The organism is Nonomuraea jiangxiensis (assembly GCF_900099965.1).
GTDB lineage: Bacteria > Actinomycetota > Actinomycetes > Streptosporangiales > Streptosporangiaceae > Nonomuraea > Nonomuraea jiangxiensis.
On record NZ_FNDJ01000025.1, the window covers coordinates 108006 to 121860 of the forward strand.

Annotated in this window: 15 protein-coding genes and 1 pseudogene; 10 read left to right on the forward strand and 6 right to left on the reverse strand. The window is 72.4% G+C overall.

The genetic code is table 11. The annotated features are described in order from the left end of the window. Positions 1 to 64: 64 nt before the first annotated feature. Positions 65 to 1105, forward strand: a complete 1041-nt coding sequence (locus BLS95_RS40630) for an SDR family NAD(P)-dependent oxidoreductase (protein WP_090944622.1) — start codon at positions 65 to 67, stop codon at positions 1103 to 1105. A gap of 94 nt (positions 1106 to 1199) precedes the next feature. Next, complete coding sequence (locus BLS95_RS40635) at positions 1200 to 1670, forward strand: hypothetical protein (RefSeq protein WP_090944624.1); 471 nt, start codon at positions 1200 to 1202, stop codon at positions 1668 to 1670. Between the two features lie 70 nt (positions 1671 to 1740). Here the strand turns inward: BLS95_RS40635 and BLS95_RS40640 are convergent. Next, positions 1741 to 2094: pseudogene (locus BLS95_RS40640) on the reverse strand (DUF998 domain-containing protein); the annotation flags it as partial. Positions 2095 to 2548: 454 nt separating this feature from the next. On the opposite strand from BLS95_RS40640, the gene BLS95_RS40645 reads away from it, so the two are divergent. Further along, positions 2549 to 4000, forward strand: coding sequence for a P1 family peptidase (locus BLS95_RS40645; protein WP_090944630.1), 1452 nt, complete (start codon positions 2549 to 2551; stop codon positions 3998 to 4000). Positions 4001 to 4149: 149 nt separating this feature from the next. On the opposite strand, the gene BLS95_RS40650 is transcribed toward BLS95_RS40645, so the two are convergent. Both BLS95_RS40650 and BLS95_RS40655 read right to left on the reverse strand, forming a co-directional pair. Then, on the reverse strand, positions 4150 to 4377 hold the full coding sequence (locus BLS95_RS40650) for a hypothetical protein (RefSeq protein WP_090944633.1): 228 nt from the start codon (positions 4375 to 4377) through the stop codon (positions 4150 to 4152). A 103-nt stretch (positions 4378 to 4480) separates the two neighbouring features. Beyond that, a complete protein-coding gene (locus BLS95_RS40655) occupies positions 4481 to 4819 on the reverse strand; it encodes a hypothetical protein (protein WP_090944636.1) in 339 nt (112 codons plus the stop codon). A 134-nt stretch (positions 4820 to 4953) separates the two neighbouring features. On the opposite strand from BLS95_RS40655, the gene BLS95_RS59315 reads away from it, so the two are divergent. Further along, positions 4954 to 5265, forward strand: a complete 312-nt coding sequence (locus BLS95_RS59315; protein WP_176993647.1) for an NAD(P)H-binding protein — start codon at positions 4954 to 4956, stop codon at positions 5263 to 5265. Continuing rightward, positions 5265 to 5504, forward strand: a complete 240-nt coding sequence (locus BLS95_RS59320) for an NAD(P)H-binding protein (RefSeq protein WP_090944642.1) — start codon at positions 5265 to 5267, stop codon at positions 5502 to 5504. The genes BLS95_RS59315 and BLS95_RS59320 overlap by 1 nt, the downstream gene beginning before the upstream one ends. 20 nt (positions 5505 to 5524) lie before the next feature. On the opposite strand, the gene BLS95_RS40670 is transcribed toward BLS95_RS59320, so the two are convergent. After that, positions 5525 to 6058 (reverse strand): AAA family ATPase, encoded by a 534-nt coding sequence (locus BLS95_RS40670; protein WP_090944645.1) that lies wholly within the window; start codon positions 6056 to 6058, stop codon positions 5525 to 5527. Between the two features lie 160 nt (positions 6059 to 6218). On the opposite strand from BLS95_RS40670, the gene BLS95_RS40675 reads away from it, so the two are divergent. Further along, positions 6219 to 6602, forward strand: a complete 384-nt coding sequence (locus BLS95_RS40675; RefSeq protein WP_218136233.1) for a cupin domain-containing protein — start codon at positions 6219 to 6221, stop codon at positions 6600 to 6602. Positions 6603 to 6647: 45 nt separating this feature from the next. On the opposite strand, the gene BLS95_RS40680 is transcribed toward BLS95_RS40675, so the two are convergent. Together BLS95_RS40680 and BLS95_RS40685 are read right to left on the reverse strand one after the other, a co-directional pair. Next, positions 6648 to 7472: a hypothetical protein gene (locus tag BLS95_RS40680; RefSeq protein WP_143044081.1), complete on the reverse strand. Its 825-nt coding sequence runs from the start codon at positions 7470 to 7472 to the stop codon at positions 6648 to 6650. 98 nt (positions 7473 to 7570) lie between these two features. Further along, positions 7571 to 7831 (reverse strand): hypothetical protein, encoded by a 261-nt coding sequence (locus BLS95_RS40685; RefSeq protein ID WP_090944656.1) that lies wholly within the window; start codon positions 7829 to 7831, stop codon positions 7571 to 7573. A 119-nt stretch (positions 7832 to 7950) separates the two neighbouring features. On the opposite strand from BLS95_RS40685, the gene BLS95_RS40690 reads away from it, so the two are divergent. The 4 genes from BLS95_RS40690 (at position 7951) to BLS95_RS40705 (ending at position 13854) form a co-directional block, all read left to right on the forward strand. Continuing rightward, entirely contained in the window at positions 7951 to 10275 is a 2325-nt protein-coding gene (locus tag BLS95_RS40690; protein ID WP_090944659.1) for a hypothetical protein, read from the forward strand. A gap of 257 nt (positions 10276 to 10532) precedes the next feature. After that, complete coding sequence (locus tag BLS95_RS40695) at positions 10533 to 11987, forward strand: phytoene desaturase family protein (RefSeq protein ID WP_090944662.1); 1455 nt, start codon at positions 10533 to 10535, stop codon at positions 11985 to 11987. Beyond that, positions 11984 to 12883, forward strand: coding sequence for a phytoene/squalene synthase family protein (locus BLS95_RS40700; RefSeq protein ID WP_090944665.1), 900 nt, complete (start codon positions 11984 to 11986; stop codon positions 12881 to 12883). The genes BLS95_RS40695 and BLS95_RS40700 overlap by 4 nt, the downstream gene beginning before the upstream one ends. Further along, entirely contained in the window at positions 12880 to 13854 is a 975-nt protein-coding gene (locus BLS95_RS40705; protein ID WP_245765586.1) for a phosphate acyltransferase, read from the forward strand. Before BLS95_RS40700 ends, BLS95_RS40705 begins: the two co-directional genes overlap by 4 nt. Position 13855 lies beyond the last annotated feature (1 nt).

The window sequence follows — 13855 nt, forward strand, 5'->3', positions numbered from 1 at the left end:
ACCGCCGCCGCGCGGGACCCCACCCCGGGACCTGATCCGCATCGAGGAAGGACGGCAGACAGTGATGGCACACGACGGGGAGCGGAGCTCCGCCCGGCCCGACGAGGACACGCCGGGTTCCGGGGCGGGAACACCGCCCGAGGCGCCCGCCGGTTCCCCGGCCGGTGGGGGCGGCCGGCGGCGGAGCCGGCGGGCGGTGCTGGGCCTCGCCGCCGCTGCGGCCGGAGCGGCCGGCCTGGCGGGGGCGGTGGCCGTCCCGCCGTACCTGACCTCACCACCGACCCAGCCCGCCGCGGCGGCGACACCGCGGGGGCGCTTCGCCGGCAAGGTGGTGCTCATCACCGGGGCGACCTCCGGGATCGGCGAGGCCGCGGCGAAGGCGTTCGCCGCCGAGGGGGCGAAGGTGAGCTTCTGCGGCCGTCGCGTCGAGGAGGGCCGCCGCGTCGAGAACGAGATCCGCGCCGCCGGTGGCACCGCCACCTACCTGCGCGCCGACGTACGCGACCCCGCGCAGCTCAAGCGGTTCGTCGACGACACCGTCGCCAGGTTCGGCGCGCTGGACGTGGCGTTCAACAACGCCGGGATCAGCCGTACGGCGGTGCTGCACGAGATGCCCCTTGAGATGTGGGAAGACGTGCAGAACACCAACGCGCGCGGGGTCTACCTCGCCATCCAGTACGAGGTGCCGCACATGCTCAAAGCCGGGCGCGGCGTCATCATCTGCACCGCGTCGGAGTCGCGGCGTCCGCAAGGCGTCGCCTACACCGCGAGCAAGCAGGCGGTCAAAGGCATCGTCGACGCGGCGGCCATGGACTACGGCCCCAAGGGGATCCGGATCAACGCGATCGCGCCGGGGACCACGGACACCGCCCTGGTTCGCCCGCAAGGGATTCCCGACCCGATGTGGGAGGGTTTCAAGCGCGCCTGGGGGCCGCTCAACGTGTCCGCGCTCCAGCGCATGGCCACCCCGGAGGAGATCGCCAGAGCCGTCGTCTCCATGGCCACCGACGAGTTCGGCTACATGGCGGGTTCGACCGTGCTCGTGGGCGGCGGACCCCTCGGCGGCGGGGCCATGCGCATGCCCCCGGGCTTCCCGTCCCGATGACGGCAGACCCGCCGGTTCCGGCGCGAATGGTCTGCCGATAGTCGCCGCAAGTGGCCCTCGACGCCGGCCCTCGGCGCGAGCCTAGGATCGGCCCATGACGAGCGTCTCCGCCGGTTACACCCACGTACGCAAGCGTTTGCCGGCGGGCGAGGGCCTGGAGCTGCCCGGTGTCCGTCTGAAGTGGTACGACCTTCACCGGGAGGACCTGGAGGTCGCGGACGAGGTACGGAAGGAGGCGCGCGAATTCCTCCGGGCCGAGATCGGCGGGATCACTCCCATGGGCGATCTCGGCTTCGTCGTCCTCCACCGCGTGGGCGGGGCGTATCTCCTGCTGGTGAGCACGTGGCTGAACGACAACGAACTGTGGGAGACGGTCTACACCAAGGGCTCGGCCGGGTTCGAGCTTCTCACGTTCGAGGAATCGGCCAAGGGCACGTACTGCGTCTGGGAGATGGGCGCCGTACTGCATGAGCAGCAGGCGTGGATCCGCTACCTCTTCTCCGCGCGCGACGCCGGGGCCGCAGCGGCCTACCTGGCCGACAGGCACCCCGGCGGCCTGATTTGAGGTGACCGGGACGCGGCGGCGCGCTGCTGCGTCCCGTCCTCATCGTCATGTCGCAGGGCCGGCCAGGACTTCAGCGCCGGAAGAGCCGGTAGCCGAAGGCGACGTACCAGGCGTGGTGCCGGCCGAAGTCCGCGCGTTCGAACAGGCCGCCGACGTGCAGCGGATACAACGGCGAGCGGGGCATGAGGAAGGCGAACTCGACCGCCACCAGGGCGACGGCGACCACGGCGGCGGCGAGCGAGTAGGTCCCCCAGCGGCGCCATGATTCGTTCCGCCGGAGCGCGACGCCGAAGGCCGCCAGTGTGCTTATCGGGCCGAGCATGGCGCCGATGGTGTGCAGCGCGACGGTCGCGGGAGCGTCGGTGAACAGCCCTGCGATGGCGACGCCGAACCCGTCCAGTGCGACGCACGCGGCAGCGAACCAGCGGACGCCTCCGGCCGAGGACCCGCCGCATGAGCGTGGCGAAGACGACGAGCCCGGCTCCCATCGCCACCCCCACGGCGTTGACGAGCCAACGCCAGCCGGCGCATCGCGACGTGCCCGGCCCCAGCAAGGTTGTCATAGGTCATGGCACCCAACGGGGCGTGCGTCACGCATCCGGCGTGGGGAGATCACCCGGCTACTCCTGTTGGCGCACGGCCACCGGTCAGCGGCCGCCAGGGCCACGGCGGGAGATGCGACGCTCATTCACATAGAGGACTTTTATCCCATAGGGATCTTTACCTTCGCTGGTCTGACCAGTACCCTCAGTGCACTGAGTGCACTTCAGCCAATCTCCCGTCAAGAACCCCAACCCAGGTCTTCCACTGGCTTGAGCACCCCCGGGGCGCGTGTCACCACTTCCGCGTCCCCTGCACCACACTGGAATGAGGGATCCATGAAGCCCCGCCTCGCCGCACTCCTCGCCGGATCTTTAGCGCTGACCGCCACCGCCCTCGCGATGCCCGCACCCGCCTCGGCGGCCGCTCCCGGCCTTCCCGGCCCGAACAACGCGATCACCGACGTACCGGGCATCAAAGTCGGTCAGGTCCAGTCCACCCAGGCGCCCTACCTCACCGGCACCACCGTGGTCTACACCCCGCAGATGTCCGTGACCGGCGTCGACCAGCGTGGCGGCGCGCCGGCCACGAAGGAGACAGACCTGCTCGACCCGCTGAACTCCAACCCCGGTGTGAACGCGGTGATGCTCGGCGGCAGCAGCATGTACGGGCTGTCCGCCGCCGACGGCGTGATCCGCTGGCTGGAGGACCGCGGGGAGGGCGTCAAGGTCGGCTCCGGAGTCGCACCGATCGTCCCCGCCGCGGATATCTTCGACCTCGGCAGGGGCGGGGACTTCAAGGCCCGTACCACGCCCGAGTGGGGTTACCTGGCCGCCCAGGCCGCCGACCAGGGCCCGGTACGGCAGGGCGTCGTGGGCGGCGGCACCGGCGCCCGCGCCGGCGGGCTGAAGGGCGGCGTCGGCACCGCCAGCGTCACGCTCAGCGACGGCGTGACGGTCGGGGCCATCGTCGTGGTGAACGCCGCCGGTTCGCCGGTCGACCCGAAGGACTGCTCGCTGTTCGCCGCACGATACGAGCTGGCCGGCGAGTTCCGGGGCCTGCAGACGCCGAAGGCCAAGGAGTGCCACCCCGACGCGGCAGCGGACGCGCTGTCGATGAACACCACGATCGCGGTGGTGGCCACGAACGCGCCGCTGGAGAAGGCCGCCGCGGCGCGGATGGCCGGCAACTCCCACGACGGGCTGGCCCGCGCGATCAGCCCCATCCACACCCTGGACGACGGCGACACCATCTTCGCCACGTCGACCGGCACCGGCACGCCGTTGCGGGTCAACAACCCGGCCGACTCACGCCGGCTCAACGAGATCTTCAACGCCGCCGCCAACACGCTCACCCGGGCCGTCGGCCACGCGATGCTGGACGCGCGCACGGTGGGCACCACCACCAGTTACTGCGACCGGTACAAGTCGGCCTGCGCCAAGGTCTCGCCCTTGCCGCAGGACAAGCAGGGCAAGGCGCCGGAGGTGACCCAGGCGTCGCTGGCCGAGGCCCGGCAGCAGCTCGACAAGGCTCCGCCGCTGCCCGCCAGCACCGGGCCCGGGAACGCGGGCGGCGCGGGATCGGGCAGCTCGGGACCGGTCAACGTCCCGGCCGCGCTCAACGCCACCGAGCCCGAACCCGCCGCACGGGAGCTCGCCGCGATGCCGGTGTCCGCCGACAGGACCTTCTCTGGCAACGGTCCCCTGGTCGCCGGCGGACTGCTGGCCGCCGTCGGCCTGTCGAGCCTGACCAGCGCCCTGGTGCTCCGCCGCCGCCGGCGCGCGGCGTAACCCACGTCCGTCGGCGGGCGCTCCTCACCGAGCGTCCGCCGACGGCTCCCACAGGCGGCTTCAGCGACCGCGCCAGGTCCAGCCGTCGCGGGCCGCTGCCGGGAACCCGCACGTCGAGGTCCGCATCCGCCGGCCCGCCGCCGGAACGTTCACGCGTACAGGAACCAGAACCACTGGCTGCCGCCAGCGTTCTCGTAAGAGCACCGGAAGCTCGTCCACCAGCCCCACTGGATGCCCAGGTTCCCGCCGTTGTAGCAGTCGGCCTGCAAGAAGTAGGCGTACCGGATGCTGTCGGCCTGGGCGGGCGCGGCGGTCATGGGCAGGAGCACGCCGGTGGCCAGTGCGGCGGAGACGAGTAGGGCCCGTAGCTTGCGCATCCGATTCCTCCCGGGGAGTGTCGCACGAGGGACGCTGCCGCGGAGAACCCGCGGACCGCTCGCACTATCGCATCCGTGCCTCGCGCTGAACAGGCGCGCCACCTCACGCGGCGCGGGCGGCGCACGTGACCAGGGCCGACGGGACGGCGGCGGGCAAGGTGGGTGAAACGTTCAGATGACGGCGCCTGCTGACGGTGGCCGCCTCGGTCTCCGTACTGGAGGGGTCAACGTGGCCACGCGGTGCTGGAGAGCTGGTGAAGAGCTCGCCCAGGCTGCCGGGCAGCACGGAGGCGCTCGACCCGGCCAGGTTCCCCTTTACAGGGCTGCCGTTCGCGCTGACCTCGACGGTGCTCGCCGCAGGTTGCGGGTCGGCGGTCTCGAACGAGGAGGCGAAGTCGCCGGGCGGCACCGCGGGCGCGACGCCGATCGCCCACAGCGGCAACGACAGCGCCGTTGCCGCGGTTAACCGCCGGAGCGGCCAGGGGAATATCGCATGACGAAGGCCTTTCGCTTCGTTGAGGGTCGGGCACGTGGTGAGACTGCCGCCGCCGGGGACGCTCCTCGCCCGGTTTGCCGGTGACCGGCCGGCGACAGGCGGATGACGACAGGCAGCCGGGCGGTCCGGGCCTGGTCAGCGCCGGGCGGCGCTCTGCGGCGGCGAGTGCCGCCCGGGACGTGCAGGCCGTGCGCAAGGCTCTGGACGGCTCGGACGCGGTGATCTCCACACTGCCCGGGGGCAACCGGCGCGATCCCCACCTGACCGCCGACATCACGGCGGCGATCATCACCGCGATGGCCGACGTGGACGTCCGGCGCCTGGTCGTGACCAACGCCTACCCCATCGTCGCCGACCGTCCCCGGCCGGCCGTCACGCTGCTGCGCTGCTGATGGCCACCGCGTACGCCGACGTCGCCGCGATGGAGCGACTCGTCTCGGGCGGCGCTCTCGACTGGACGATCGTCCGGCTGAACCGCCTCACCGACGGCCCCGCCACCGGCCATCTCCAGATGAGCCGCGACCTACTCGCCCGCCCACGCTCCCACCCCCGGGTCGATGCGGCCGCCCTCCTCGTCCGCCTCGCCCTGAACCCGGCCCACAACCGCGCTCCCGTCAACGTCAGCGGCTGAGAGGCCGCGGAGATCGGGGGTCAGGTGGGCTGATCGGCCACCAGGTCGGTGCTGCGCAGGATGCGCCGTACGGTCTCGTCGAGCGGCGTCGGCTCCGGGACGATCGTCTCGCAGCCGTCCGGGAGCACGTCCCGCTCGGTATACCACTGCCGCATCTCCTCGGCACCGAACTGCGTACGTTGAGGGCGCGTCTCATGCCGGCGCAGCGTCTCCTCCCAGGAGACATCGAGGTAGTAGAAACAGGACGTGCCACGGTGGTCGCGGCGCAGGGCCTGGAGCATCTCCCCGTACCGGCTCGCGGCCAGGATGCCCTCCAGGATGACGTGGTGGCCGGCGTCCAGTGCGTGGCGGCACATCACGTCGATGAGACCGATGTTCACCGCCCCGGGCCTGTCCAGCTCGCGCAGGATGTCACGCCGGACCACATCCTGGCTGATCAGCGCCATCCCCCGGCGCCTGTAGGCCTCTCGCGGGGCCCTGGCGACGCTGGTCTTCCCGGAGCCGGAATTGCCGCGAATGGCGATGAGGACCGTGTCGGCCGAACCTGTTCGCACGGGCTTACCGTAACCAGCGGTTGGCGGGCCAGGTGCCGGTGGCCTCGTCGATGGCCTGAACGTTGCCATCGGTCTACTCCTTCTCCTGCGGGCGGACATCTGGAGGACGCCTTCTGTACCTAGTAGTATGTACGCGGGACGTGAGGAAAGGACGGGGCGGATGGTGGAGGACGTGGCAGGTGCCGGGCGCGGCCGCGAGGCCGAGCCGGGGGTAGCGGTCAGTCGGGCGGTCGTCATGGACCAGGAGCTTCCGGAGCCGCTGGCCGTCCGGCGTGTGGAGATCCGGCGGATCACCATCGCCCCCGGGTACGCCGCGGGGCTGCACCTTCACAACGGGCCGGTTTTCGGCAACATCGAGGCGGGCTCGGCGGTCTACCAGATCGAGGGCGAGCCCGAGACCGTGCTCAAGCCCGGCGACGTGTTCTACGAACCCGAGGGCGTGCGGATCGCCCGCTTCGACGCGCAGGAGGATGGCGTGACCTTCTTGGGGTACTTCCTGCTGGCCGGCGGTGTGAACGCCGAACTCGTCTTCCCCTCCTCCTAGTGCGCCGCCCCTACCCGGAGCCTGCTGTGTCTCGGTCGGGCGCTCTCACTCGTGTGGAAGCAGGTATTGCCACAGGAGCGCGACCTGCTGGCCGGAGGGCGTGCGGTACATGTGCCAGGGGCCGTCACGGGGGATCTGCCGGGCGATCGCGAAGGCCTTGTTGCCCTTGTAGTCCTTGTAGTTTTTGATCGTGGAGAGCGGCCGCGGGTCAGGGGGGAGCGGTACGCCCTCTGGCCACGGCTCGGCATCCGTCGTGGAGGTGGTGACCCGCTCGGCGTACAGGCGTACGCGGTCGGTGGAGTAGCTCCGGCCTTGCGCCGCGACGCGCCCGGCCAGGTGGGCGAGGCGGTCACGGGCGTGGACGAGCGCGGGAGCGTAAGCGTCGGCGGCCAGTTCCATGTACGGTGCGTGGACCTCCCGCATCCCGCCGCCGTCGTCGACGCCGAGGATCGTGCCGGGCGCGTCCAGCACCTTGGTCGTGCCGGGCCGGGGCGAGGCGGTGGCGGGCTGCCCGGCCAGGTCGTGGTCCAGGGCCTCCACCAGGGCCTTGACCTCGGCGGGTGGCAGGCGCAGCTCGTGCGCGGCGTCGGCGATCGCCCGGCCGTCGGCGTAGACCACCAGCTTCGGGGGGCGGACGGCGGGCAGGCCGGGCCCCATCAGGCCGCCCACCCGCAGCCACTCGGCGACGGGGCGCCGCGCGGATCCGGCTGCGGGCGGCTCAACGGTCGGCCGAACAGCCTGCTCCGGGCTCGGCCCACCAGGCCGGGCAGGCCGTTCCGTGCTCGGCACGGTCTCGGCGGCCTGGTGAACTCCCGTGCTGCCGCACGCCGCCGACACCAGCACCAGAGCGACGATCCAACTCCATCTCACACCTCTGAAACGGTCACTTGCGGCACAAGGTTCATCAGGTTGCCGAACCCCGGCGACCGTGCGCCGACGACCGGTGAGCAGGCCGGATGAAGGCCGGTTCACTCGCGGCTGAGCGACCATGGTCCGTTCGCCTGGATGTCGAGGAACGTGGTGCCCGTCCTGAGCAGGAACTCGCCGGAGTAGGCGCCCTCCGCCTCGACCTCGGGCTCCGCGTCGCCGGGCCGGCCGCCGTGGGCCGCCCGGATGGCGAAGGTCCCCTCTCCCTGATGCGATGCCCGACGGGAGTCGGCCCGGCCGGGTGGGGAGGTCGTGGATGACTTCGCGTGATCAGGGGGCCGGGGGGTGTCGGCCTTCGTCACGGGGCTGTTCGATCCCGCGGCAGCGGGCCGGAAAGCTCCGTGCTGGCACAGTTTGATCACGTACTTGGTGGCTCGCTAGGGTGGGGCGCTTTGACCGCTCCGTCCACCAGGAGATGGCCATGGGTCGCTACCGTTTCGGTAGGATCGCCGCCCTGATCGCGCTCGGGTATCTCGTCGCACTCGCCGTACTGGGCGTCATCGCCCTGACCACGGATCGGGGCGATCTCCTCTGGAAGGTCGTCACCCGCCAATCCAGTATGGACTGGTTCTTCAGCGGCGAGGAAAGCACGATCACCGTCTCGTGGGGGTTGGCGGTCGTTCTCCTCCTCATCGGGACGATCCAGGCGTGGGCCCTGTGGCAGGTGCTGCGCGGGCGCGCCCAAGGCGAGCTGACCCGCCGGGGCAGGACGGTCGGCCTGCTGAGGCTCGCCCTCTACCTCGGGGTCGGCTACGCCCTGTTCAGCACCGTCAGCGCCCCACTGATCGTCGCCTGGGACGTCCCCTGGCCCTGGTCGGTGACGGACCTCGTCTCCGGTTTCCTGCAGCTGGCCATCGTCTGGCTGTTCTTCCTGGTGCTTCGTGACACCGTCTCCCGCAGGCTGCGGCTGTTCTCGGTCGTCGCCGGGAGCATCGCCTGCCTGAGCGGCATCGGCCAGGAGATCGCCACCCTCCTCGGCGGCCCGGCCCTCGTGATGCGGATCGTCAGCCTCACCAACGGGTACGGCTATGTCCTGCTGGCCTGGTCCGTGTCGATCCTGATCGCCCAGGCCAAGGATCCCCGCTGGAGCGCCGCGACCGTCCGGATCGGCGTCATCTCGCAGGTGGCGTTCCTTATCCAGCCCAGCGGGATGGTCACCTTCGGCGACGGCGGGATCCCCGGCATCTTCACGGTCTACACCCTCATCGGCGCCGCCAGTGTCTTCGGGCTGGTGTGGGACGCCAGGACCGCCCACGAGCTGGCCAACCCCCTTTCGCAGCCGGTCTCCGCGCAGGCGACGGCGCGGCCGGCGGCCAGGCGGTGGCCGCTGCCCGCCGTGGCGATCGTGCTCCCGCTGATCCCCGCCGCCGTCAACCTCGCGCACGGCAGGTACCACTGGATCGGCCCCCGGGGCGTGATCGAGTGGTTCGTCCGGGTGGACGGAGGCAGCTTGAACGCTGTGGCCTGGCTCGCCCTGGACGTCTTCGTCGGCGTCGGCGGCCCCGCGCTGCTGGTCCTGGCCGCAGTCCTGCGCCGGACCCACCGCAGCGTACGGTTCGCGACGCTGACGCTGACCATCGCCGCGGCCGTGGGCTTCGTCAGCGCGCTCACGACGACGCGGGGGGACTCGGGCTTCGACGAGTATTTCTACGAGGGCACGCAGATCTACCCCGAGGGGCTGTTCACCGGGACGAACGGGGAGACCTTCTTCGGCATCTCACCGTCGTGGTACAGCGCGGCCCTGCTCGCCTCCGCGCTGCTCCTGATGTTCCTGTACCCGGCCGCCCCCGCCCAGCGCGTACGCCTCCACGTGCCGCTGGCCGCACTGGTGGTGCTCGGGTTCGTGCCCGTGGCGGACCAGATCCGCGGCCCGGTCACCTCGGCCGAGAAGTGCGACCCGCGCGACACGTGGTCGGGTGGGCCCACGCCACCCCAGCTCACCCGGGACCAGCGACTCGTGTGCTCGCTCCGACGGGGAGAGCTGATCAAGTTCGCCGCCACCACACCCGACGCCGTGATCCTGGCCCATGCCCGCCGCCTGTGCGGCATCTACACCCGCAACGACCCCCACGAGGTCACCCGCCTCCAGACGGCGGAGGGGCTGCGGCGCGACAGCCTGACCTACCCGCTCGCGGAGATCTGCCCCAGCGCCGGCGCCGCGGTCAAGGCCGCGGCAGCCAAGGAGGAACGGGAGATGCAGGCGTGGGAGGCCGACGCGCAGCGCATGTGCGACTCGGCCCCGCGTCACCGCCCGCTCGTCGAACCCGCCAAGGTGACCCGCATGAAGGAACCCCAGCGGACGGACTACGGGGTCGTGGAGTCGTACGAGCCGACCGAGGACGACGCGGACCCGTACGAGGACGGCCTGCTGGAGCGGGCTCAGAAGGACGGCCTGGTGGCCGCGCTCCCCGGCCATCTGATGGTCCTGACGCACTCCGACTTCGACCTCTGCGTCACGCTGGAGACCTACACCCGCCGCCCGCCGGTGGAGACCAAGGGCTGGGACCACGTCGCCGAGGTCGGCTACGAAAGCCCCACCGGCCAGATCGTGCTCAGGGACGATCTGAGCGGCACCGAGTTTCCCGACCTCTCGCTCAACGGCCGTGCGGGCCACTACCGGATCCGCGTGCACTACGACTGGTTCGAATGGAAGGGATCACGCGAGGCCGGCCAGCGCCTGCTGATCATGGCGTTCCCAGGGAAGGGGGACAAGCCGGTCACGTACCGCAAGCCAGCCAAGCGGTGACCCGCTAGGCGGCGTGAAAACGTGACCAGCTCGCCCTTTACAAAGTAGATCAATGAGATCCTGAGACGCATGTACGGGCGTGTCCCGTTTGGGAACCGGCGTCCCATGGTTACCGTGAAAAGGCGTTCCGGGGCGTGTGCGACCGGGTCCTCTCTCCTCCTGTGATGGCTTTCGACGGCGACAGAAGGAGCTGCGTGCATGGACACGGTGACCTCGCGGATCAACCAGGCACGCGAGCCGGCCGAGGGCGAGGCCCGATGAGTCCCGTGGTGGTCGTCGGGGCCGGTCTGGGAGGGCTGGCGGCGGCCGTCCACCTGGCCGCGGCGGGCCGCCAGGTCACCGTGGTCGAGGCCCTCGACGAGCCGGGGGGCTGCTGCGGCACCGCCCGCGTCGGGGCGTACCGGTTCGACACAGGACCGTCCGTGCTGACCATGCCGGGCGTGCTCGCCGAGGTCTTCGGCGCGGCCGGGGAGGAGCTGCGGCACTGGCTGCCGTTGCGCCGGCTGGACCCGTCGTACCGGATGGTCTTCGAGGACGGGTCGCGGCTGGACGTGCTGCCGGAGCGCGAGGCGATGACCGAGCAGGTGCGGGCGGTGTGCGGGCCCGGGGAGGCCGAGCGCTACGAGCGGTACCGGCGGCTGCTCGACGAGCTGTTCCGGGTGGAGTGGCCGGCGTTCATCGACGCGGACATGACGCGGCTGCGCTGCCTGGCCCGCCCGGCCGCGCTGCTGCGGCTGGCCGCGCTGGGCGGCTTCCAGCGGCTGGACCGCCTGGCGGCCCGTCACCTGACGGACCCGCGGCTGATCAAGGCGCACACCTTCCAGGCCCTGTACGTGGGGCTGTCCCCGCAGCGCGCGCTGGGCATCTACGCCGTCATCGCGCACATGGACACCGTCGGCGGGGTGTACTTCCCCGAGCGCGGCGGCATGCACGCCATCCCGGCCGCCATGACGGCGCTGCTGGAGAAACTGGGCACGGAGATCCGGTACGGCGTACCCGTCCGCCGGGTCGAGACCGACGGCGACGGCGTCACGGGAGTGCTGCTGGAGGACGGCGAGCGGCTGCCGGGCAGTCAGGTGGTCGTCGCCTGCGACCGCCTGGCGGCCCGGCGGCTGCTGCCCGGCCCGGCCGACGACTGGCGGCTGCGCCGCCCCCGCCTCTCCCCCTCGTGCCTGGTGCTGCACGCCGGCCTGGACCGTACCCTGACCGGCCAGGCCCACCACACGTTGCACTTCGGCCGGGCCTGGCGGGAGACGTTCGCCGAGCTGGCGGCGGGCAGGCCGCAGCCGGACCCCAGCCTGCTCGTCACCTGCCCCGAGCCGGACGGCGAAGCGGCACCGGCCGGGCACGCCACCCTCAGCGTCCTCGAACCGGCGCCCAACCTGCGCCGCGGCGGCTGGGACCGCCTGCGCCCCGAGCTGGAGGCCCGCCTGCTCGGCCGCATGGCCGACCTCGGCTACGGCGATCTCGCGGACGCGCCCCGGCTGATCCTCGACCCGCCCGCCTGGGCGGCCCGCGGGCACAGCGCGGGCACCCCGTTCGCGCTGGACCACCGCCTCACCCAGACGGCCTGGCTGCGGCCCTCCGCCGTCGCCCGCCGGGTGCCCGGGCTGCACTTCGCCGGCATGTACACCGCGCCCGGCGTCGGGGTGCCGCCGGTGCTGATCTCCGGCCGGCTCGCCGCCGAACGCATCCTTCAGGAGGCCCGTTGACGCTCACCGCCAGCTACGAACGCTGCCGGCGGCTGCACGCCCGCTACGGCCGCTCCTACTACCTGGCCACCCGGCTGCTCCCGCGGTGGAAGCGGCGGCACGTGCACGCCCTGTACGGCTTCGCCCGCTACGCCGACGAGATCGTCGACTCCTTCACGATGACGGCCGACCGGTCCCGCGCGCTGGCCGTGCTGTCCGCCCGGGTCGAGGCCGGGCTCGCCGGGCAGCGGGCCGACGACCCGGTGCTGCCGGCGTTCCTGCACACCGTGCACTCCTTCGGCATCGACCACGGCGACGTCGGCGCGTTCCTGGCGTCCATGCGCGCCGACCTGTCGGTGACCCGGTATCCGACCTACGACGACCTGCTCGGCTACATGGCGGGCTCGGCCGCCGCCATCGGCACCATGATGCTGCCGGTGCTGGAGCCGGCGCCCGGCCGCGAGGAGGCGGCCCGCCGGCCCGCCCGCGAGCTCGGCCTGGCCTTCCAGCTCACGAACTTCCTGCGCGACGTGGGCGAGGACTTCGCCCGGGGCCGCGTCTACCTGCCGCTGGAGGACCTGGAGAAGTTCGGGGTCGACCCGGACGAACTGGGCGCCCGGCGTACGGGATCCGCCCTGCGGGAGCTGCTCGCGTTCGAGGCCGGGCGGGCCCGTGACCACTACCGGGTCGCCGCCGGCGGCATCGGCCTGCTCGTCGCCTCGTCGCGGCCGTGCGTACGCGCCGCCTTCGACCTCTACGGCGGCATCCTCGACGAGATCGAGAACCGCGGGTTCGAGGTCCTGGCAGGCCGGGTACGGGTGCCGCGCCACCGCAAGGCGGCCGTGTTCGCCCGCCACCTACTGGCCTCCGCCGCGGCGGGCCGGGCCGAGCGCCGCGTCCGCGTGGAGCTTCCGTGACCGCCGGCGCGCCCGTGGTGCTGGACGCGATGGGCGGCGACCACGGGCCGGCCGAGACGGTCGCCGGTGCGGTGGCGGCGCGGCGGGCGCACGGGGTGCCCGTCGTCCTGGTCGGCGCGCGGGACGAGGTGGGCCGGGAGCTGCGACGGCACGGCGCCGCCCGGGAGATCGCGGTGGTACACGCCGAGGACACCGTCCCGATGAGCGAGCGCGGCGCCGCCGCCGCGTCGCGGCCGGCCTCGAGCCTCGCCGTGGGGTGCGAGCTGGTCGACCGGGGCGCGGGCGGGGCGTTCGTGTCCGCCGGGTCCACCGGCGCGGTGGTCGCGAGCGCGGTGCGCGGCATCGGCCGCTCCGGCGGCGTGCTGCGGCCCGCCCTGGCCGTGGCCCTGCCCACGCTGCCGGGCGGCACGAGCGTGCTGGTGGACGCGGGCGCGACCGCTGATCCGAGCCCTGCCATGGTGGCCCAGTTCGCGCTGCTGGGCGCGGGATACGCGCGGGCCGTGCTCGGGCGGGCCGATCCGGTGGTGGGGCTGTTGTCGATCGGCTCCGAGCCTGGCAAGGGCAACCGGCTGACCCAGCGGGCCGCGGAGCTGCTCGGGGCTCTGCCGCTGCGCTTCCACGGCAACATCGAGGGGCACGACGTGCTGGCCGGCACGGTGGACGTGATCGTCACCGACGGCTTCACCGGCAACGTGGTGCTGAAGACCGTCGAGGGCTGCGTGCGTACGGCGCTGGCCATGGTCGCCCGGGCCGGCATCGCCTCGCCGGAGCGGCTCGCCGAGGTGGCCTGCCTTTACGACCCCGAGACCCACGGTGGCGCCGCCCTGCTCGGCCTGCGCGGCACCGTCGTCGTCGCGCACGGCCTCTCTCCCGCCGCCACGATCGCCCGCGCCTGCGTGGTGGCGCACACGCTGGCGGGGCGGGATCCGGCAGGCGGCATCGAGGCCGCGGCCGGGGAGCGGGTGCCGTGAT

Excerpts from the sequence above, each read along its gene's own strand:
- BLS95_RS59320 (WP_090944642.1), top strand. The coding sequence starts at position 5,265 with ATGGCCACCGCGTACGCCGACGTCGCCGCGATGGAGCGACTCGTCTCG.
- BLS95_RS40695 (WP_090944662.1), top strand. The coding sequence starts at position 10,533 with ATGAGTCCCGTGGTGGTCGTCGGGGCCGGTCTGGGAGGGCTGGCGGCG.
- BLS95_RS40635 (WP_090944624.1), top strand. The coding sequence starts at position 1,200 with ATGACGAGCGTCTCCGCCGGTTACACCCACGTACGCAAGCGTTTGCCG.
- BLS95_RS40645 (WP_090944630.1), top strand. The coding sequence starts at position 2,549 with ATGAAGCCCCGCCTCGCCGCACTCCTCGCCGGATCTTTAGCGCTGACC.
- BLS95_RS40690 (WP_090944659.1), top strand. The coding sequence starts at position 7,951 with ATGGGTCGCTACCGTTTCGGTAGGATCGCCGCCCTGATCGCGCTCGGG.
- BLS95_RS40650 (WP_090944633.1), bottom strand. The coding sequence starts at position 4,377 with ATGCGCAAGCTACGGGCCCTACTCGTCTCCGCCGCACTGGCCACCGGC.
- BLS95_RS40675 (WP_218136233.1), top strand. The coding sequence starts at position 6,219 with ATGGTGGAGGACGTGGCAGGTGCCGGGCGCGGCCGCGAGGCCGAGCCG.
- BLS95_RS40630 (WP_090944622.1), top strand. The coding sequence starts at position 65 with ATGGCACACGACGGGGAGCGGAGCTCCGCCCGGCCCGACGAGGACACG.